Source organism: Sphingobacterium sp. UBA5996, from assembly GCF_002429765.1.
GTDB lineage: Bacteria > Bacteroidota > Bacteroidia > Sphingobacteriales > Sphingobacteriaceae > Sphingobacterium.
Map to the genome: position 1 here is coordinate 198,409 of NZ_DJAS01000023.1, position 20,478 is coordinate 218,886.

Sequence of the window (20,478 nt, forward strand, 5' to 3'; positions counted from 1 at the left end):
TATCGTTATCTTTTTGGTAGCGGCCTATTTGTTTTTCTCTAAGTTGTTGAAAAAGTAGGTTTAGTTGGCGTTTAAAAAAAAATGTGCTGTATACTCGTTTTGAATCTCGATTGGAACGAAAATAGATTATATTCAGTACCTTTGCGGTACTTATTATTTTATAAAAGTTAGAAAATATCATGAGTACTCAAAAAGGACCTATTTCTCAATTTATTGAGCATAATTACCGTCACTTTAACGCTGCAGCATTAGTAGATGCTGCGAAAGGTTACGAGGAACATCTGTTGGATGGTGGAAAAATGTTGATCTCTTTAGGAGGTGCAATGTCTACCGCTGAATTGGGTGTTTCTTTAGCAGAAATGATCCGTCAAGATAAAGTACACTTTATTTCTTGTACTGGTGCTAATTTGGAAGAGGATGTGATGAACCTTGTGGCGCATTCGCATTACAAAAGAATCCCTAATTATAGAGATTTGACAGCTGAACAAGAAAGAGAGCTATTGGATAATCACTATAATCGTGTGACAGACACTTGTATTCCTGAAGAGGAAGCTTTCCGTCGTTTGCAGAAGCATCTTGAAGATGTTTGGCATGATGCTGAAGCAAAAGGCGAGCGTTACTTGCCACATGAATTTCTTTATCAAGTCGTGAACTCAGGTGTATTGGAACAGTATTATGAGATTGATCCAAAGGATTCTTGGATTGTTGCTGCCGCTGAGAAAAATTTGCCGATTGTATGTCCGGGATGGGAAGATTCAACGACAGGTAATATCTTTGCATCCAATGTGATCAAAGGTAAATTGAAAGCCAGTACAGTGAAGTCAGGTATCGAGTATATGATTTATTTAACAGAATGGTACCGCAATAACTCTGCGGGTAAAGGTGTTGGATTTTTCCAAATTGCTGGTGGTATTTCTGGTGACTTCCCAATCTGTGTAGTTCCGATGATGTATCAAGATCTGGAATGGGAAGAAGTTCCTTTTTGGGCTTATTTCTGTCAGATTTCTGACTCAACAACGTCTTACGGTTCTTACTCAGGCGCTGTTCCGAACGAGAAAATTACTTGGGGTAAATTGGATATCGACACGCCTAAATTTATCGTTGAATCTGATGCGACGATCGTAGCGCCATTAATCTTTTCCTATATCTTAGGTCATTAATCTTTTCGATATACAGAAAGGAGCGATTTATCGCTCCTTTTTCTTTTCCCTTTTCTTGTTTATCTTTACTTTCTTATATATCTTTTCTTGATGAGCAATCTTACAACAGATAATCCGGTAGCGCTTCAGGTGTTAATGGATGAAACAATCTTTGCAAATGGTTTTGATTTTCAAAAGGATGTGTCTATTCATCCTATTCCTGAGGGGAATAGTACTCCTATATTATCTGCTGAGCTCAACTCTTCAGCGGCGAGGGACACCTCGTATCTGGCAGTAGGATTAGATGCCGAGGAAGCAGTTAAGGGTATGGGGTCTGATAATGGGCGGCAGGATGTGGTTAACGATCTTGAAGTGTTGGGGGGTGAGTTTATCTATCAGGGAAGTAAAGAACAAGGTATACTCTTTATTTTACGTTATGAGCATTATCCTTACTTCTCGCCAGCAGCCCTCGATGCCTTTGAGAAGACAATTGGTGCCTTGAAACTGACCAAAGAGACCGTTGCGGTACTCAATTTGGCCAATTCACATAATCCGAATGATTTTAAGCGCATTATGCAGTTTTTTCAGCCCACTAAGATTATATTGTTGGGTGTGGAGCCGGCATCCTTAAAATTGCCTTTTATTGCCCATAATTCTTATATGAAGGGTCGTATTGCTACAGTTTTCAATACCTTCAGCTTTGAGGAGATGTTTGCCGATGTGAATAAAAAGAAACTATTCTGGAACGAATTTAAGACCTTTATTGGCTCTTAACTTTTCTTAAATACCTCATGCTGATACTGGGGTATACTAGATTTAGTGGGATTGGTAAAAATCTTTTTTGGATTTTAATATTGGATAGAATACCATCTTTTTTAGGATAGACCTGATGTAGACTAATCCATTTACACCATTTTTTCATTGTATCAATCGGATATGTGTATTTTATGGCTAAAAAGCGTATAAACTGCCTATTCCTTATCAATAGATTGGGTGGAGTGGTCTTTTCTTAAATATAGGTGTGGGAATGTTAATGTGGATAAGATTGCATATTTTTGATGGGATATCAAAATAAATAGAAAATGCTAGAACTTGTGTTTGCCACCAATAATACCCATAAATTGGAAGAAGTCCAAGCAATTGTGGGAAATGCTTTTGTCATTAAGAGTTTAAACGATATTGACTGTCAGGATGATATTCCAGAAACAGGCGTAACATTTCAGGAAAATGCACAACAGAAAACAGATTATTTAGTGAATAAATATGGTCTTTACTGCTTTGGTGATGATTCTGGATTGGAGATAGATGCATTAAACGGTGAACCGGGAGTTTATTCAGCCCGCTATTCTGGGTCAAGGGATATGGAAAAGAACATCGATCTTGTCTTGGAGAAATTGGGTAATAACCCTAACCGCTCGGCGAGATTCAAAACGGTTATTTCCTTATATTTGAATGAGCAGCAGCACTTTTTTGAGGGAAGTATTGAAGGTAAAATTAGTGCGGACCGTAGAGGTGTTGATGGTTTTGGTTATGATCCTATCTTTATCCCTAATGGCTATGACAAAACTTTTGCGGAGATGACTGCCGAGGAGAAAAACAGCATAAGCCATCGTGCGATTGCTGTGGGTAAACTTGCTGCTTATTTAAAAACGAAGTAAGTTATAATAACGATCTCGTTTGAATTAATTATAAATAGAAATTTTTATTGATTTAATTTAATGAATGAGCGCATCTAAGAGGAGCAGCAGATAGTCTTGAATCAAAAAAGCAGCGCAAAACAATTTGTTTTGCGCTGCTTTTTTGTGCGACCTGGTAGTGGCGGTTATTTAGCTTTTACCTTTGTCTGTGTACTATCTTGCGCCGGTGTCATCGCCGGTTTATTAGTTGTTGAGCCGGACTTTGCAGTTGCTTTGTCGGCTGCAGTTTTTACATTTGGTTGCGCTCCGTTCGTTTTGTCTGTCGTTTCAACCGGTTTGACTGTTGACTTTGCAGTGTTCGTTTTATTATTTTCGGATGTAGGATTTAAATCTTTCCCTTTCTCGCCACTCTCGTTCGAATCTGCTTTTTTTGCAGTATCCTTTTGATTGGTAGTAGTTTTATCCCCTTTTTTTATAGACTTCATTGTCCCTGATTCCTCACCTTCCGGTGCAGTAGGAACCGTAAATGAAGCTTTTGAAAGATCTCTTTTTCGATTTAATAAATCGTCTTTTGACTTAGGCCGGTCTTCAGGTCGCCAAGTGAAATTCGGAAGGAATTCCTTATCGGCAGTGACTTCAGCAATAGGATAGACCTTGCCGTCTACTTTACGGATGGACACATATTCCTTCAACTTATTGTCTTCCATCAAGATCTTGAAACGACTGCTGCGGTCATGGACAAGCTCTGTGGTTACATTGGTCTTCTCATCAATATTGTAGAATATGTTTTCCGCATTACCATCAACGAAAAGGCGTTCCATGCGGTTATTGGTGAAAAAACTTGTGATTTTTCGGCCTTTTATCTGATTAAATTTGAGAGAGTCACTCGTTGCATTAACCATAAAAGCATTCCCTACGAGTAGTGAATTGTCTAATTTCTGATTCTTTACTTGTAGGAAGATGGTATCTCCTGAGATTTGTGAGTTTTCGGCCCACATCATTGGTTTCCCCATAAGTCTGAACATAGAATCTTGCATACCATAATACATGGAATCGGCTACAGCCTGCAAATCAGATTTAAACAGTCGCGCATTATAGTAGGCTTTGATAATCCTCGTTTTTGCTGTGTCCTGCGCAAGGGAATCGCTTTTTCCTTCTTGTGCATTTTTTAGTGCAGCTCCCATGAGTTTATCGGATTCTCCACCCTTTGGGATAATCGCTTTTTTGCGTAATACACTATCAGCCTTTAGGTTTTTTTCAATTTCTATTTTGTTCTGATCACCAACGATAATTGGTGCTTTTTTCGGAACAACCGGCTTTTTATTCGTCAGCTTATCGCGTACTTTGTTTGTGTTTTTTTCTACTACGGGTTTCCTGTTGTCTTTTTTATGCAGACTATCGAGGTCTTTTTGAAGACTATCTGCAACGGTTTGTAAAGCATCGATAGAGTCAATCTGTGCTGATGTTGAATCTGTTTCGCCATAATCGACCTCATTATCGTCTTCAATAGCTCCACCTTCACGATCCAATTTGAAATCTTTAGCTACATAGTCTTTGCGGAATATCATTTGCGAGAACAGTGTATCGGCCGTCATAAAAACTGAATCTACTTGTGCGTTAGACTGTAACTGTTCTTTTTTGCCGCTGTTTGTGTTTTTACCCGAACGATCCTTTTCTTCGACAATTCCTTCTGATGCGGTCTTATTTGATTTGAGGTTATCTTTCTGTCGATCTTTCTCAATTTCCTTTAACTCTTTAGTTTCTTTTTTGAGCTCTTGCCCTGGTTTTTGTGGAGCAGGAGACAAAGAAGATACAGAATCTTTTTGTGTTGAATCTTTTTTGACAATCGAAATGATCAACGGCTTATCTGTCATGGTGATGGATTCGTTCCTCCCATTGTATAAGCCAAATCCGCCGTAGGCGTAAAATTTGTCTAATGTGTCAACAAAGACCACGTTTTTTACGGCTTTACCTATTCCCACCTGCCTATCGTAGAATAGACTATCTCCCTTGAGAAACTTTGTTCCTTCGGTGTAGAGATTATTTTTAGAAAAATAGGCTTGGCCTGTTGCCATGTGATATCGGCCTTTTTCAGTATATAAGTTTTCCCCCTTATTCCCTTTGATATTAGTAGGGCCATAGAATTCGGTAATACGTGTATTGCCATTGTATTTCATGGAGTCCGTGTAGACTTTTACATTGGTTGATCGAACCACAACTTTTTGGTTGAAATAGGACTCGCCTGTATTTTCGAAGTAAGTAGCCCGCTGGCTGGTAATCGTATCACTTCCTGAAAGAATACGCCCACCACTGTAATAATTACCGATTTTACTCCGCATATTATAGACAAGGTGGTCGGTCGTCAGTATGGAGCCATTGGTACTGACCATGCGCACTGCTCCCGTAAGTGTAGCAAGTTGCATGGCAGCTTCATAGTGTAATTTATTGGAAAATATTTGGGTACCGTCGGGTTGAGTGATGATAACATTCCCAAAGGCTTCAAAAAATTGTCGGCCAATGTTGTCTTTATGCAAATAGCCACTATCTGAGGATAGCGTTGAGCCTACATGTTCATAGACTGGACGGTAAAACAGGATATTGCCATCTTTTCCAGTAATAATATGGGATGATGAAAGAAGCTTTAGCTCATCCTGTTTCTGTGCTTGTACCGACAAGCCAGTTAAAATAAATACAATAAGTGTATAAATGTATTGTTTCACATGGGCAAAAATATGGATTTTAATTGCTACTTTACTGGATTTCACAAATTTTAAGACTTGAATTTATCTTTGACATAAAATATACCTTAACTTTGTTCTATGAATGTGCTGGAAAGACTAAAGGGCTATATTGAAAAGGAGCATTTATTAATGCCCCATCATAAGGTATTGCTTACAGTGAGTGGAGGAAAGGATTCAATGCTCATGGCACATCTATTTGTAAAAGCGGGTTATACCCTTGCTATTGCACATTGTAATTTTAAATTGAGGGGGACGGATTCTGATGAAGACGAAGCATTGGTTAGAAAGTTCGCAATGGAAAATAATGTTCCGATATTTGTGCGGCATTTTGATACAAAAGCCTATGCGAAGGAGCGACAGATTTCGATTCAAATGGCTGCCCGTGAACTTCGTTACGCCTGGTTTGAGAAATTGCGACATGAAATGGGGTTCGATCGAATTGCAGTGGCTCATCATCTGAATGATCATATCGAAACGGTACTATTAAACCTCTGTCGCGGAACTGGTCTTCAGGGACTTCAAGGTATTCTCCCTCTCCGGGAGCGCATCATTCGACCCTTACTTTTTCTAAAGGCCAGCGACATTGAACATTTTGTTAATATGTACGGTATTGCCTATCGGGATGATCAATCCAATTTTTCAACAAAATATGCCCGAAATAAAATACGGATTGATATCATTCCGCATTTTCAAAAGCTTCAGCCAGATTTCGAAATGGTCTTCGAGCAGAATATTAATCATTTTAAAGAGTCTTATCAGCTGCTGCAGCAATTTGTAGAGCCTATTCGGAGAAAGCTCTTTTATCCTACTGGCGAAGGGTGGGAGGTTCGGAAAGAAGATTTAGAACCTTATCTTGATAATCTTCCACTGCTCTATGAGCTATTTTCGCCCTTTAATTTCTCAAAGGCGATATTAAGTGATCTCCAACAGGCGTGGGTAAGAGAGTCGGGGCGTATTTTTCAATCTGATTGCTACGATATGCTCTTGGACAGAAATGAACTTTTTATTCGAGAGAAGGAATTTATTTCTGCTGATGAGGTTTTGATTACCTCTGAAACTTCGACCGTGGAGTGGAAGCAGTATTGTTTTCATGCTGAGGTTTCTACAGATGTAACTATTATCAACGCGACAGAGGTTGCGAAACTGGATTATGACCTATTGGTCTTTCCTCTCACGATTCGATCGTGGAAAGTTGGCGATAGCTTTTATCCTTTAGGTATGGAAGGGCGTAAGAAGCTGAGCGATTTTTTTATCAATAAAAAGATCAGTTTATTTGAAAAAGAAAATATTCCGATAGTGGTGAATGGAAACGGAGATATTCTTTGGGTAGCAAATTATCGGATAGACAATCGTTATAAAATTACCTCCAATACAAAAAAAGTCCTTACTTTAGTTTGCAGAACGGATTAGCGAAAAATGCTGACGCTGATTATGACAAAAAACTCTGTTTTTGGAGAGAGTACAATGTGTTTCTATGATCTAATACAGTATCGTGTGGATGGTGAATCCATAGAAGCAAAGCGATGCTATTGATAAGTTTAAATATACGAAAACAATGGTATTGAGTCTCCCAATTGACAGCTAAATCTTAAATAAATGAAAGAAGGTGTACTCTATTCGGAAAATCAATATTTAGGTCGTGACCGTGTTTGGATAAGCGTGCGTTTGGTGCTTGTACTTTTTTGCTTTACTGCATTTTATCTAAATTTGGATCATTTGATTTCCAGTCAATTGTTTTTTATTGTCGGGGTAGGTATTATCATCACATCTATCGTAATGATGTATATGGTGTTATTCCGTACGGAGGTCTTTCAAGATCATATTCTTATTAGCGGGCTTTGGTCTACCCGAGTGGTCAAAATAGATCTTGCTTCTATCACAAAGATAGAAAAGGCACCATATAGCACTTTCTTTTTCAATAATCCAGTTTACAATCTTCATACAAAAGGTCGAATTAAATTTTTTGCTGGTGGCAAAAATGCTGTTTTTCTGACAGATAAAAATGGCCTTACTTATGTTTTGGGCACGCAGCGTCAAGAAGAACTTTACCGGATTATTATGGAAACGAAAGAGAAATTAGGAAAGTCTTAAAATGTGTTAATAAATTCTTATCTGACATTTTAAAGACATCAATTTTCCGAGTTATTGGTTAAATTTGATAAAATAACAACGAATTAACTATGGCATTTTTAAAATTTATACTTATTGCATTCGCTGTTTACTTTGTAGTAAGATTCTTATTTAAATTATTTTTACCTTTTGCGATGCGCAAAGCAGCTGAAAAGTTAATGAAAAAAGCGCAGCAACAGGGGGGAGCATATAATAGCCAAGGGCAAGGCGGAACCTTTTATTATGAATTTAACGGCCAACGACAAGAGCAAGCTAAAAGATCGCAGCCAGAAGGTAAGGTGCATGTAGATTACATCCCGCCAAAAGAAGGTGTCGAACGTAAGGGGACGGAAACAGCTGGTGAGTTTGTCGATTTTGAGGAAATTAAATAATTTTTAGCAATCCAAATAGCGTATCTTTGTGCCATGTGGCTCAAGCAACTTTCTGTTCTAAATTTCAAAAATTATTCGGAATCATCTTTGGAATTTCTTCCTGAGGTAAATGCATTTACAGGTGATAATGGGGTTGGAAAAACTAATCTTTTAGATGCGATTCATTATTTATCCCTTTGTAAAAGTTATTTTAATCCGATCGATTCACAGCACATCAAATCGGGCAACGACTGGTTTATGGTACAGGGAGAATTTGATAAGGAATCATCCAGTGATTTTATATCTTGTAGCTTAAAAAAAAATCAAAAAAAGCAGTTTAAAAAAAACAAGAAAGATTATCCTAGATTGGCTGATCATATCGGTTTGTTTCCTTTGGTCATGATTTCGCCAAACGATAGCATCATCGTCACAGACGGAAGCGAGGAACGAAGGAAGTTTGTGGATAATGTTATCTCACAAACTGATAATAAATATTTGGATACGTTAATTGTCTATAATAAGCTCCTGGCGCAGCGAAATAGCCTTCTCAAACAAGCGCGTCAAACGAGTGTACTTGATCTTGGACTAATTGAAATTCTCAATTTTCAACTTGAGGAAGTAGGAAATATTATTTTCCAAAAGAGAAGTTGTTTCATGGAAGAATTTCAGCCCGAATTTGACCGACATTATCAGTTTCTCACTGACGACGCGGAGTCGGTACAATTACACTATGAATCACCTTTAATGACTGATTCTTTTTTACATATCTTAGAAAAGAACTTGGAGCGTGACCGTGTGTTAGAGCGTACCACCCAGGGCATACATAAGGATGATCTGATATTTACAATTCACGGTGGAATGCCTTTGAAAAAATTTGGTTCTCAAGGGCAACAGAAATCTTTTCTAATTGCGCTAAAACTTGCTCAATATTCTTATTTGCAACATAAAAAGGGTTTTAAACCTCTGCTTCTTTTGGATGATATTTTCGATAAACTAGATGATCGTAGAACACACAAATTGATGCAAATGGTTTCTGAAGATGATTTTGGACAGATTTTCCTAACCGATACAGATTCAAAAAGAATTGAGCGAATATTTGAGGAAATCAACCGTCCTGTTCGTATATTTGATATTGTAGGAGGACAAGTCAATGTATAAGAAGCAAGCTAAGAAAAGCCTGGAATTTATTCGGTCAAGCGATGATATAACGATAAAGGAGGGAGTTGAACGTCTTCTTGAGGCTTATAAACTGCGCAGGAAATTTGACGAAACATCGATAGCTTCCGTTTGGCCTCAATTGATCGGTAAAGCTATCGCTAATCGCACACAGCAGCTATATGTTCGTGATAAAAAACTGTTCGTACGTGTAGAGTCCGCTGTTATTAAGAATGAATTGGCGCTTATGCGAAGACAAATTCTAGGAAGGGTAAATGAATATGTAGGTCACGTGATTATTGAAGAAGTCGTGATTTTATAAAACCTCCCTTCATGTTAGATCAACTCTTTCAAGATTTTTTTCCTATTTCTGAGGCTAGTGCCTTAAAACTTTTCTCAAACTTCGAGCGTATTGAATTAAAACGAGGCGAATATCTTATCAAGGCAGGGGATTATTCTTCCAATCTGTTTGTGATAGAATCCGGATTGATCCGTCAGTATGCTTGGTCAAAAAAAGGAGAGTTTACACAATGGATAGGTACAAGAAATCATTTTGTGACAGATCTTGCTTCTTTCATCTTTGACAGGGCTTCCATATGGAATTTCCAATGTATTAGCGATTGTACGGTATACCGTTTGTCAAAGTCCGATTACCAGCGAATGGAATCCGAAATTGTGGAATGGAATAAATTTGAGAAGGCTTTTTTAGCAAAATGCTTTTGTACCATGGAGCAGCGAATCTCGGATTTTATTTGTCTAACAGCGGAAGAAAGATATGTCCAATACTTTGAACAGCATAAATCATTATTCAATCAAGTTCCTCTTCAATATATCGCCTCCGTGTTGGGTATGAGCCCAGAAACCTTGAGTCGTATTCGAACGAAAATAAGTTCTTGATAAAAGTCAAGAGCGAACTGCCTGTCTTTTTCTAGTTTTGTCCTGTAGCTGTTTACGAACAGCTTGCTTAATGAAACACGTAAGCAAAATTTTGTGTATTTATACGGCTCATAATAAGCTTGGAATAGTTTGTTTGCAGCTGTAATAATTGATATTAAGACGAAACTCGAATAGCATCACATACGCTTTATCGTTATTTGAAGACAGGTGAAGAAGCTTGAGCTATTTTGTCGTTTCAGCGATAAAAAGAACAAAATGAAAAAGATTGAAACGAGTATTCTCATTGAAGCAACAATAGAAGAGGTTTGGCAGGTATTAAGTGAATTTAAGGCTTATTCCCAGTGGAGCCCAACAATCAAACAGTTTGAAAAGCAACCGGTAGTCGGAAAACGCTGCAAAGTGCTTTTACAACAACCAAACGGATTCAAGATCAAAATGAATCCAAAATTCCTGTCTATTGAACAGCATAGCGAACTGCGCTGGAAAGGAGATTTATTCTTTCCAGGTATTTTTGATGGCGAGCATTATTTTAGGTTAGAACAAGTGGGAGCTTCACAAGTTAGATTTGTCCAAGGCGAATTATTTTCTGGATTGTTGGTTCCTTTTCTGGGAAAACTACTGACAGAAACGAAGCGCGGATTTGAACTTTTCAACATAGCGATAAAAAGGCGGGTGGAGTATCGATCTTAACTTTCCACAGAGATCTGTTAATATAGTTTATTTATAAACACGATATTTAACGAATTTGTCGATGAATGTTATCTTATACACATTTTTATGTGTATAACCCCATAGTTTTACACATTTTGTTACTTTTTTGAATTCTTTCGGGTTGTGTTATTAACAATTGTGTGTTGATAAATGACTAGTTATGCACATTTTATGTTAATGCCTCTATGTTGATAAGCTGCTTATTAACATTTCTTATGTTAATAAGTAGCTTGTTTTGTTGATAAGTATGTTGATGGGAGCATTTTTTGCACAAATTACCAACAATGCTGCTGTCGGGGATTTTGCAAATAGGTTAGTAAGGGGAGTTTTTATTGCAGGTTGTTTTTTATAGGAATTGCTCTAAATCACCTTTTCCTTCACGAATCACATCAAAAGTCCCTTCGGTAACATCGATCACGGTAGATGCGACATTATCGCCATAGCCGCCATCTATAACAGCATCAACTAGATCTTCATATTTCTCGTGAATTAATTCAGGATCAGTAGAATATTCAATAATTTCATCTTCATCGTGAATGGAGGCTGTCACAATAGGGTTGCCTAATTGTTTGACAATTTCACGAACAATATTATTGTCTGGAACACGGATACCCACAGTCTTCTTTTTGGAACTTAGGAGCTTAGGTACTTTAGTTGTTGCATTAAAAATAAAAGTAAAAGGTCCGGGTAAGGCTTTTTTTAATACACGGAAAACGGAGGTATCGAAGGATTTTGTGTATTGCGAAATATCTGTTAAATCATAGCATATAAATGATAGATTTGCTTTTTCAGGCTTTAGTCCTCTTATTTCACATACTCGTTCTATGGCTTTTTGTTGCGTGATATCACAGCCAATACCATATACGGTATCGGTAGGGTAGATGATTACACCACCACGTCGAAGAATATCAACCGCCTGTTCTATTGCCTTGGGGTTGGGATTGTCGTTATATATCTTAATTAGCATTTTCTATTTTTGTTAAGTACCCGAATTAGGTTAAATCTTAGTCCCTGTTGTAGGATGTCGATAGAGCGATGGTTATTAGCTGCATTCAGATACGCTATATCTAAAAGAACAACAGCCAAAATATTTTGTTTTGGCTGTTGTTCTTTATATTAAAATTCTGCGTTTTTCGGCGTACGTGGGAATGGAATGACGTCGCGGATATTGGTCATTCCTGTCGTGAATAAAACGAGGCGTTCAAAACCTACGCCAAATCCAGAATGCGGTACCGATCCAAAACGGCGTGTATCCAAGAACCACTCCATTTCTTCTGCGGGAATACCGACTTCAGCCATACGATTAAGTAAACGATCAAGATTTTCTTCACGCTGCGAACCACCGACCATTTCACCAATACCTGGGAAAAGAATATCCATGGCACGGACGGTGTTTCTTCCTTGCGCATCCGGCTCATTTTGCTTCATATAGAAGGACTTGATTTCGCGTGGATAGTCTGTTAAGATAACAGGTTTCTTGAAGTGTTTTTCAACCAAATAGCGTTCGTGTTCCGATTGTAAATCAGCACCCCAATCATCAATTAAATATTTGAATTGTTTCTTCTGGTTTGGTTTGCTACGCTTTAATATTTCAACAGCATCGGTATACGTAACGCGTTCAAAATCGTTTGTTAATACGAAGTTTAATTTCTCAATAAGATTTAATTCTGAGCGTTCTGCAGCAGGCTTAGATTTCTCTTCCTCCAACAAACGATTGGTTAAGAACTCAATTTCTTCTGGGCAGGTTTCCAATGCATATTTAATCACATATTTCAGCAAAGCTTCGGCCAAGTCCATATTGTCCTCTAATTCATAGAAAGCCATTTCGGGTTCGATCATCCAAAATTCGGCTAAGTGACGTGTTGTATTGGAGTTTTCAGCTCTAAATGTCGGACCGAATGTATAGATGTTTCCAAATGCCATGGCACCAAGCTCACCTTCCAATTGGCCCGATACCGTAAGGTTCGTCGATTTTCCAAAGAAGTCTTCCTTGAAATCGATATCTCCATTTTCTTTGCGTGGCGGGTTTTTTAAATCCAGGGTTGTAACCTGAAACATTTCTCCAGCACCTTCCGCATCCGAACCTGTGATGATCGGTGTGTGCATGTAGACAAAATCGTTTTCCTGAAAAAACTTATGGACAGCAAATGCCAAAGCATTACGCACTTTAAATACAGCATTGAAAGTACCGGTACGGAAACGTAAATGCGCAATTTCACGTAAAAATTCTAAGCTATGCTTTTTGGGTTGTAATGGATATTTTTCGGGGTCAGAATCACCAATAATGCTTACCTCAGTAGCTTTAACCTCAACTTTTTGACCTTTACCCAGCGATGCTATCAACTGACCTTTTACGCGAACTGCTGCTCCAGTGGTGATACGTTTTAAGATATCCTCAGGTGTATTTTCAAAATCGACAACTGCTTGAATATTATTGATTGACGAACCGTCATTGATTGCTATAAACTGATTGTTACGGAAAGTTCTAACCCAACCTTTAACAACGACCTCTTTGCCAAATTCTGTGGCATTCAATAGTTCCTTTATTCTTGTGTGTTCCATCTTAATTTTTGGAGATTGACTTGTAAAAGATGCTTTGTTAAAAAAGCAATACAAAAATACGCTATTCTGTTGGTTTATTGGCTATAAATGTTGATTTAATTCAATTCACGACGGGGCATTCTAGGTCATGGGGCAAATATTTTATAGAAATCAAGACAGGTGGAAATTGCAAGATTAGGGAGTGAAATATGTCCTATTTCTATAGGAGACATAACTTTGATAAGAGGGGCTTCATAAGATGAGGTGTAATAACAAAAAGCGCGAATTATTTGTAATTCGCGCTTTTTGTTATGATGATTCAAGGAATTATCCTTTCAATACTTTCGTTACTAATTCAGCAGCTTCTTTCAATAAGATTGCAGAATAGACTTGTAAACCGGATTCATCAATTAATTTTTTCGCTTCTTCAGCATTAGTACCTTGAAGGCGAACAATAATAGGAACTGGAATGTTGCCAATTTCGCTATACGCATCAATTACACCTTGAGCTACGCGGTCACAACGAACAATACCACCGAAGATATTAATTAAGATCGCTTTTACATTAGGGTCTTTTAAGATGATATTGAAACCAGCTTTCACAGTTTCAGCATTTGCCGTACCACCTACATCTAAGAAGTTGGCAGGTTCACCGCCAGCTATTTTAATGATATCCATGGTAGCCATTGCCAAGCCAGCACCATTTACCATACAACCTACGTTACCATCTAATTTAACGTAGTTTAGGTTTGATTCACCAGCTTCCACTTCTGTTGGATCCTCCTCAGTTACGTCGCGCATAGCTGCGTAATCTGCGTGACGGTATAAAGCGTTCTCATCAAGATTTACTTTAGCATCAACGGCTAAGATCTTATCGTCAGAAGTTTTCAATACAGGATTGATCTCAAACATGGAAGAATCTGTAGAATCGTATGCTTTGTAAAGGGCAGCAACAAATTTTACCATTTCTTTGTGGGCAGCACCAGAAAGACCAAGATTGAAAGCAATTTTACGTGCTTGGAATCCTTGTAAGCCTACTTTTGGATCGATTTCTTCTTTGAAAATCAAGTGCGGTGTTTTTTCTGCTACTTCTTCGATATCCATACCACCTTCTGTAGAGTACATAACAATGTTACGTCCTTTAGCACGGTCCAATAATACGGACATGTAGAATTCTTTTGTTTCGCTCTCACCTGGATAGTAAACGTCTTGAGCTACCAAAACTTTGTTTACTTTTTTACCTTCAGGTCCAGTTTGAGGCGTTACTAATTGCATACCAATGATGTCAGTTGCTCTTTGTTTGACTTCATCTAAGTTCTTAGCTAACTTGACACCACCACCTTTACCACGGCCACCAGCGTGAATTTGAGCTTTGACAACAACCCAATCAGAATTGTAGTCTTCTTTCATTTTTTTGGCCGCTTCCACAGCTTGCTCTGGAGTATCTGCTACGATACCTTCCTGTACGCGCACACCAAAGCTCTTTAGTATTTGTTTTCCTTGATATTCGTGAATGTTCATTTGCAAAAATATTTGGCGTAAAAATATAATTTTTTGGGGGATAAGACAAGTGATAAATTGCTCTTTTATCTATTTTTTGACATTTAGACAAAATAAAATGGCTGGAATTGAGAAATAACAGCTTATTTATTCAAACGCGTTGTATCGTAAATTTATTTATCTTTGTCCTATGATGTTACATGCCAAAGGAATTCACAAAGCTTATGGGTCATTACCGATTTTGAAAGGTGTTGATATCGCTGTTGAAAAGGGCGAAATCGTTAGTATTGTAGGTGCATCGGGGGCTGGAAAAAGTACGTTGCTGCACATCATCGGTACCTTAGATAAACCCGATCAGGGATCGGTTTTGATCAATGGTGTTGATGTCCAAAAATTGAGTGCTAAAAAGTTAAGTGCTTTTCGCAACGAACATATCGGTTTTGTATTTCAATTTCACCATTTGCTGCCTGAATTCACTGCTTTAGAAAATGTATGTATTCCTGCTTTTATTCATGGAAAGGGAAGATTTGAGGCGGAAGAAAAGGCGAAGAAATTGTTGGAGTTATTGGGGGTTTCTCATCGTATTGACCATAAGCCTGCTGAAATGTCTGGAGGTGAACAGCAACGTGTTTCTGTGGCTCGTGCGCTGATCAATGATCCTTCTATCATTTTGGCAGATGAACCTTCCGGTAATCTCGACTCTGAAAATGCAGCCGCTTTACATCAATTGTTTTTTGATCTTAGAGATAAATTTCAGCAGACATTTATTATCGTTACGCACAACGAAGAGCTTGCTCGAATTTCGGATCGAACGATTCATATGCGTGATGGTGTAGTCGTTTAACAGATCCACAACATCCTGAAATATTGGGATTATAAATAGGTTTTAATGAAAAAAATACTCATAACTTTCGGGACTAGGCCTTTGGCGATGCGTATAGCAAAAAAGCTCGGCGCTAATTTCGAAGTATTATTTGCAAGTTCAGAAGAAATCCCCGGATTGCTTTTAAAGTCCGATAAATACGCCAGAATTCCGAAAGGTCTTCTTCCTACTTTTGCACACGAGGTGCTTAAATTATGTCTAGATCAACAGGTGGATTATGTATTGCCTTTGGGCGGCTTCGAACTTGAACCCCTGTCTGTAGCCAAAGTTTTATTTGAGGAATATCAAATCTCAGTTCTTGTTCCGGATAAAGATCTGCTCGAAACAATCCCTCTTATGGAAAACCCTCCGACAGACCTGCCTTATAGACTTCTTTCTAAGGGTAACGATTTATTGGACTCGACGACTATCGAAAGATCATTTGACGGCTTGTTTGCTGCTTCTGATTCTGGAGAGGATTTAGCACTAATTTGTGTGTCCAAATAGCCTCTTATTTTCGCTGCCAGTGCTATTGTTTTTGTTTTTATCGATGTAGGCACTTTCCATAATTTAAGCTTTATTCATAGATGATGTTTCCAGAAGAAAAAAAGGTTTATGTTTTTGAATTAGATGATGTTATTTTTTCTAAAAAAGATTACCTACTACAGGTCTATTACCTTTTCGCTAATTTTATAGAATTTACTGAGACGGTTCCAGCTCAAGCAGATTTGATTCAATTTATGAAAGATCACCTTGAGCGTCAAGGAGAAGATTTATTGTTTGAACATGCGCAACAAGCCTTCGGATTGGACCAAAAATATAAGGAGAATTTTGAGCGACTTCATGTGAATGCTATTTTGCCACTGAGATTACAGTTGTTTGATCACATTAATATGCTATTTAAAGCGTTAAAAGCTGAAGGTAAGCATATTTGTATCTTAACAAAAGGAAATCCTCTTGAACAGCTTAATAAAGTGAAATTTGTGGACTGGGGCGAATATGAGGATGAGGTAAAAGTTTACTTTTTGGATGAACTTATTTTTAGGGGGATCGTGCCTTTGGACTTCCTTGCGAATGAGTTTACTGTTGAACCAAGCGCAATTCAATTTGTAGACTAAGTTTACAGTAAGTATATTTGTTTAATCTACCAAGACGATATTGTCATTAGAATCGTAGTCAATATTGTTGGAAAAAATTATGATTAGGGATATAAAAGCCCTATTTTTATATAAAGCCCTTGGATTTATGAACAAAGTGAACAAGCCTGCCACGATTAAAGAAATTGCCAAGAAGCTGAAAATCAGTCCTTCAACAGTTTCTAGAGCATTGAATGATCATCCGAGTATTGGATTGGTAACAACAATGCGGGTAAAAAAAATGGCCGAAGAATTGAATTACGAACCCAATCAAACAGCCATATTCTTCAAACAGCGCAAAACATTTACCATTGCTGTTATCTTGCCGAGTCTGTCTGAACCGTTTTTTTCCTTTGCTATCAGTGAAATTGAAAATGTTGCATCTGAGCACCGATACACTGTTCTAATGGGACAATCATTGGATGATCCCGATCGTGAAGAGCAGATCTTAAAAACATTTAAAAACCATCGTGTCGATGGAATTTTAATGTCTATCGGTAAAAAGACTACTAATTTGGAGTTTATCGAAAAATTGGGTGCTTCGGATATCCCGGTTGTCTTTTTTGACTGTGTACCAAGTTTGCCTCATATCAATAAAGTACAAAGTGACCTTTCTACTGGTATGAACGAAGCCGTTGATGCTTTCGTGGCCTGTGGTCACAAAATTATTGCTCTTGTAAATGGACCGAAAACATTGCCAGCTAGTGAAGACAGAAAAGTTGCCTATCTATCTGCTATGAAGAGAAATGGTATGGATATTCTTGATAAGAATATCATCGAAACGGATTTGAGTACGGAAGGAAATGAAAGCGCTATGGATAGTATATTTGCGATGTCTGCGCGACCCTCAGCGATAATTTCTTTTAATGATTTTGTAACGCTTGACTTGATGAAAGCAGCACGGCAGAAAGGTCTTGTATTGAATCAGGATATCTTTTTCATCAGCTATGCGAACTATCCTTTATGGCAATATATGGAAAATCCACCAATGGGACGTATTGAACAGTTTCCGGGAATGCAAGCGCGCAAAGCAGCAGAAATTCTATTCGATCGAATAGATAATCCTGAAGCGCCAGACCAACAGATCGTCTTTAAGTCAAGACTGGTTATGTAGCTTCTTTATTCATTCGGAAAATAAAATTTTATTTTCCGAATGCTATAAGTGGATTACTTCTCCGTAGGCATCAGCACAAGCTTCCATAATTGCTTCACTCATGGTAGGATGAGGATGGATAGTTTTAATCATTTCGTGACCTGTTGTTTCCAATTTACGGGCAACAACAACTTCCGCAATCATCTCTGTCACATTGGCTCCGATGAGGTGTGCACCTAGGAATTCACCGTATTTAGCGTCAAAGATAACTTTTACAAACCCATCTTTTGCACCAGCAGCTGAAGCTTTTCCAGAAGCGGAGAAAGGGAACTTACCAACTTTTATTTCATAACCAGCTTCTTTAGCAGCTTTTTCGGTATAACCTACAGATGCAATTTCTGGTGAACAATATGTACAGCCGGGGATGTTGTTGTAATCGATCGGTTCAACATGTAGACCTTTGATTTTTTCAACACAAGTGATCCCTTCTGCTGACGCAACGTGAGCCAAGGCTTGACCTTTAACGATATCTCCGATAGCATACACGCCTTCGATGTTTGTTTTGTAGAAATCATCTACTACAACACGTCCACGCTCAGTTTTTACACCAACTTCTTCCAATCCTATATTTTCGATATTTGGAGCAATACCAACAGCAGATAATACAATCTCTGCTTCGATCACTTCTATACCTTTTTCGGTTTTGATTGAAACTTTGCTCAACTCACCTGATGTATCAACAGATTGAACTTCTGACTTTGTTAAAACAGAGATGCCTTGTTTCTTCAAACTTTTCTCTAATTGTTTTGAAATTTCTTCATCTTCAACAGGAACTATTCTATCCATAAATTCGACGATAGTCACTTTCGTTCCAATTGCATTATAGAAATAAGCAAATTCGACACCGATAGCACCAGACCCTACAACAACCAAAGATTTTGGTTTTTTAGGTAGTGTCATTGCCTGACGGTAACCAATTATCTTTTTACCATCTTGAGGTAAATTAGGCAATTCACGCGAGCGTGCACCAGTCGCAAGGATCGTATGTTTTGCCGAATATTCTTTAGTAGAACCGTCTGCTCCTTTAACATCGATTTTACCACCTTTTTTAATTTTTGCAGTACCATTGATAACGTCGATTTTATTCTTTTTCATCAAAAACTGTATACCTTTACTCATTCCTTCAGCAACTCCGCGACTTCTTTTGACGATAGCTTCAAAATCGGCCTCACCACCTTGAACATTGATGCCGTAATCAGCGGCATGGTTTAAATATTCAAATACCTGAGCACTTTTCAATAATGCTTTTGTAGGGATACAGCCCCAGTTTAGACAGATTCCGCCTAATGATTCGCGTTCAATAATCGCTGTTTTGAACCCTAACTGAGCGGCTCTAATGGCAGCAACATACCCGCCTGGACCACTACCGATTACAATGATGTCGTAATTCATATAAATAAATATTCTGTAGTTGAGTGTTATAGCTTCAAATACCAAAATATGTGAAGCCTATATTCATTCAAAAGTACGCATTTTTTCTGATGAAACTGAACAATTTATTGTAAAATTGGCGGTTTCTGATAAAACACTGTCGTTGTTTGTAGGTGAATGTCACATCTTAGTCAAAGGGGTAAAAATAATAGTTAATCCTTATTTAGAGTCTTATTTTTGGAATTCACAATAGACAGTTTATCATTATGTTAAGAATATTTAGACAGATTGCACTGTGGGAAGCTATTTCCACAATTTGCTTGTTTTTTATTGCTATGCCTCTGAAATATTTCGCGGGAATACCCGAAGCAGTGAAAATAGCAGGCTCCATTCATGGCTTTTTTGTCGTTATTTTTGTCGTTATGCTAATTATGTCTACCGTAGAATACAAGTGGCCTATCTTAAAGGCTATTAAATATTTCTTGGCTTCTTTGATTCCTATTTTTGGCTTTTGGGTAGAATTGGATCTAAAAAAGGAAATTGAAGGAAAAAGACAAAAGTCTTAGTCTTGTGATACAGTGTATTGATGCCTGAATTTTCTTAGCGAGTGAGATCGAAAATAGAAATGAAGAAAAGCCTATCTGTAAGACGAACAGTAGTTCGCACGATTATTGACAAGAAACACAGATTTTAAGAACAACAGGGAGATGTTTAATCATCTCTTCCTGTTTTCTCAATACCCATGTAAGCATAAGTGATGCTGTTCCTGCCATGAGGTGCGGGATTGCCATCCTCATCCAAATTTACAAATACCAGTTTTTCGATCGATAGAATTGTCTTTTTGGATATTTTATTGCGGACTTCACAGCGCATAGTTAAGGATGTTGTTCCAAAATTGATGGCTTCAATGCCCAGTTCTAGAATATCACCTTGTTTTGCTGAGCTTACAAAGTTTATTTCTGAAATAAACTTTGTAACTACTTTTGGGTTCCCAAGTTGAACGATAGCATAGATTACCGCTTCTTCATCTATCCATCGCAGCAATGTTCCTCCAAATAATGTTCCGTTAGGATTTAGGTCTTCGGGTTTGACCCATTTTCTTGTATAAAAATTCATTGTGTATAGATATTTAAGGCAAAGGGGAAAAGTTTCCTT

General features: G+C 37.9%; 21 protein-coding genes. 15 read left to right on the plus strand and 6 right to left on the minus strand.

Annotation, left to right across the window (positions count from 1 at the left end; genetic code table 11):
* Nucleotides 1–179: 179 nt before the first annotated feature.
* From B3E00_RS17770 to rdgB, 3 genes are all read left to right on the plus strand, one after another.
* The gene (locus B3E00_RS17770) at nt 180–1,160 is read left to right on the plus strand and encodes a deoxyhypusine synthase family protein (RefSeq protein ID WP_209578622.1); all 981 of its coding nucleotides are present in this window, start codon (nt 180–182) and stop codon (nt 1,158–1,160) included.
* 90 nt (nt 1,161–1,250) lie between these two features.
* Nucleotides 1,251–1,913, plus strand: coding sequence for a hypothetical protein (locus B3E00_RS17775; protein ID WP_293939548.1), 663 nt, complete (start codon nt 1,251–1,253; stop codon nt 1,911–1,913).
* Between the two features lie 308 nt (nt 1,914–2,221).
* Nucleotides 2,222–2,797 (plus strand): RdgB/HAM1 family non-canonical purine NTP pyrophosphatase, encoded by a 576-nt coding sequence (rdgB, locus tag B3E00_RS17780; protein WP_293879579.1) that lies wholly within the window; start codon nt 2,222–2,224, stop codon nt 2,795–2,797.
* Nucleotides 2,798–2,961: 164 nt separating this feature from the next.
* On the opposite strand, the gene B3E00_RS17785 is transcribed toward rdgB, so the two are convergent.
* The gene (locus B3E00_RS17785; protein WP_293886095.1) at nt 2,962–5,541 is read right to left on the minus strand and encodes an OstA-like protein; all 2,580 of its coding nucleotides are present in this window, start codon (nt 5,539–5,541) and stop codon (nt 2,962–2,964) included.
* A gap of 54 nt (nt 5,542–5,595) precedes the next feature.
* Between B3E00_RS17785 and tilS the strand changes: the two genes are divergently transcribed.
* The 7 genes from tilS to B3E00_RS17820 all read left to right on the plus strand — a co-directional run bounded on the left by tilS (nt 5,596) and on the right by B3E00_RS17820 (nt 10,739).
* The gene (tilS, locus tag B3E00_RS17790; RefSeq protein WP_293939550.1) at nt 5,596–6,927 is read left to right on the plus strand and encodes a tRNA lysidine(34) synthetase TilS; all 1,332 of its coding nucleotides are present in this window, start codon (nt 5,596–5,598) and stop codon (nt 6,925–6,927) included.
* A 186-nt stretch (nt 6,928–7,113) separates the two neighbouring features.
* Nucleotides 7,114–7,608 (plus strand): hypothetical protein, encoded by a 495-nt coding sequence (locus B3E00_RS17795; RefSeq protein ID WP_209578619.1) that lies wholly within the window; start codon nt 7,114–7,116, stop codon nt 7,606–7,608.
* Nucleotides 7,609–7,697: 89 nt separating this feature from the next.
* The gene (locus B3E00_RS17800; RefSeq protein ID WP_209578618.1) at nt 7,698–8,018 is read left to right on the plus strand and encodes a DUF4834 family protein; all 321 of its coding nucleotides are present in this window, start codon (nt 7,698–7,700) and stop codon (nt 8,016–8,018) included.
* A gap of 33 nt (nt 8,019–8,051) precedes the next feature.
* Nucleotides 8,052–9,155 carry a DNA replication/repair protein RecF gene (gene recF, locus B3E00_RS17805; RefSeq protein ID WP_293879582.1) on the plus strand — a complete coding sequence of 368 codons (1,104 nt, stop codon included), beginning with the start codon at nt 8,052–8,054 and terminating at the stop codon, nt 9,153–9,155.
* On the plus strand, nt 9,148–9,474 hold the full coding sequence (locus tag B3E00_RS17810) for a DUF721 domain-containing protein (protein WP_293879583.1): 327 nt from the start codon (nt 9,148–9,150) through the stop codon (nt 9,472–9,474). Before recF ends, B3E00_RS17810 begins: the two co-directional genes overlap by 8 nt.
* A gap of 11 nt (nt 9,475–9,485) precedes the next feature.
* Complete coding sequence (locus B3E00_RS17815) at nt 9,486–10,049, plus strand: Crp/Fnr family transcriptional regulator (protein ID WP_293879584.1); 564 nt, start codon at nt 9,486–9,488, stop codon at nt 10,047–10,049.
* A 255-nt stretch (nt 10,050–10,304) separates the two neighbouring features.
* Entirely contained in the window at nt 10,305–10,739 is a 435-nt protein-coding gene (locus tag B3E00_RS17820; protein ID WP_293879585.1) for an SRPBCC domain-containing protein, read from the plus strand.
* 367 nt (nt 10,740–11,106) lie between these two features.
* On the opposite strand, the gene B3E00_RS17825 is transcribed toward B3E00_RS17820, so the two are convergent.
* The 3 genes from B3E00_RS17825 to sucC all read right to left on the minus strand — a co-directional run bounded on the left by B3E00_RS17825 (nt 11,107) and on the right by sucC (nt 14,822).
* Entirely contained in the window at nt 11,107–11,727 is a 621-nt protein-coding gene (locus B3E00_RS17825) for an L-threonylcarbamoyladenylate synthase (protein ID WP_293879586.1), read from the minus strand.
* Nucleotides 11,728–11,876: 149 nt separating this feature from the next.
* Nucleotides 11,877–13,322 (minus strand): asparagine--tRNA ligase, encoded by a 1,446-nt coding sequence (asnS, locus tag B3E00_RS17830; protein ID WP_293879587.1) that lies wholly within the window; start codon nt 13,320–13,322, stop codon nt 11,877–11,879.
* A gap of 306 nt (nt 13,323–13,628) precedes the next feature.
* Nucleotides 13,629–14,822: an ADP-forming succinate--CoA ligase subunit beta gene (sucC, locus tag B3E00_RS17835; RefSeq protein WP_209578613.1), complete on the minus strand. Its 1,194-nt coding sequence runs from the start codon at nt 14,820–14,822 to the stop codon at nt 13,629–13,631.
* 172 nt (nt 14,823–14,994) lie between these two features.
* On the opposite strand from sucC, the gene B3E00_RS17840 reads away from it, so the two are divergent.
* The 4 genes from B3E00_RS17840 to B3E00_RS17855 all read left to right on the plus strand — a co-directional run bounded on the left by B3E00_RS17840 (nt 14,995) and on the right by B3E00_RS17855 (nt 17,913).
* Nucleotides 14,995–15,645, plus strand: coding sequence for an ABC transporter ATP-binding protein (locus tag B3E00_RS17840; RefSeq protein WP_209578760.1), 651 nt, complete (start codon nt 14,995–14,997; stop codon nt 15,643–15,645).
* 45 nt (nt 15,646–15,690) lie between these two features.
* Nucleotides 15,691–16,170 (plus strand): hypothetical protein, encoded by a 480-nt coding sequence (locus B3E00_RS17845; RefSeq protein ID WP_293886098.1) that lies wholly within the window; start codon nt 15,691–15,693, stop codon nt 16,168–16,170.
* Between the two features lie 80 nt (nt 16,171–16,250).
* Nucleotides 16,251–16,781 carry an HAD hydrolase-like protein gene (locus B3E00_RS17850; RefSeq protein ID WP_293939551.1) on the plus strand — a complete coding sequence of 177 codons (531 nt, stop codon included), beginning with the start codon at nt 16,251–16,253 and terminating at the stop codon, nt 16,779–16,781.
* A 127-nt stretch (nt 16,782–16,908) separates the two neighbouring features.
* Complete coding sequence (locus tag B3E00_RS17855) at nt 16,909–17,913, plus strand: LacI family DNA-binding transcriptional regulator (protein WP_293879590.1); 1,005 nt, start codon at nt 16,909–16,911, stop codon at nt 17,911–17,913.
* A gap of 42 nt (nt 17,914–17,955) precedes the next feature.
* Here the strand turns inward: B3E00_RS17855 and lpdA are convergent, their stop codons facing one another.
* Nucleotides 17,956–19,344, minus strand: coding sequence for a dihydrolipoyl dehydrogenase (gene lpdA, locus B3E00_RS17860; RefSeq protein ID WP_293886100.1), 1,389 nt, complete (start codon nt 19,342–19,344; stop codon nt 17,956–17,958).
* A gap of 245 nt (nt 19,345–19,589) precedes the next feature.
* Here lpdA and B3E00_RS17865 point away from each other — a divergent pair, with 245 nt between their 5' ends.
* Nucleotides 19,590–19,889 (plus strand): DUF3817 domain-containing protein, encoded by a 300-nt coding sequence (locus B3E00_RS17865; RefSeq protein WP_293879591.1) that lies wholly within the window; start codon nt 19,590–19,592, stop codon nt 19,887–19,889.
* Between the two features lie 145 nt (nt 19,890–20,034).
* On the opposite strand, the gene B3E00_RS17870 is transcribed toward B3E00_RS17865, so the two are convergent.
* Entirely contained in the window at nt 20,035–20,439 is a 405-nt protein-coding gene (locus tag B3E00_RS17870; RefSeq protein WP_209578607.1) for an acyl-CoA thioesterase, read from the minus strand.
* Between the last annotated feature and the right edge of the window lie 39 nt (nt 20,440–20,478).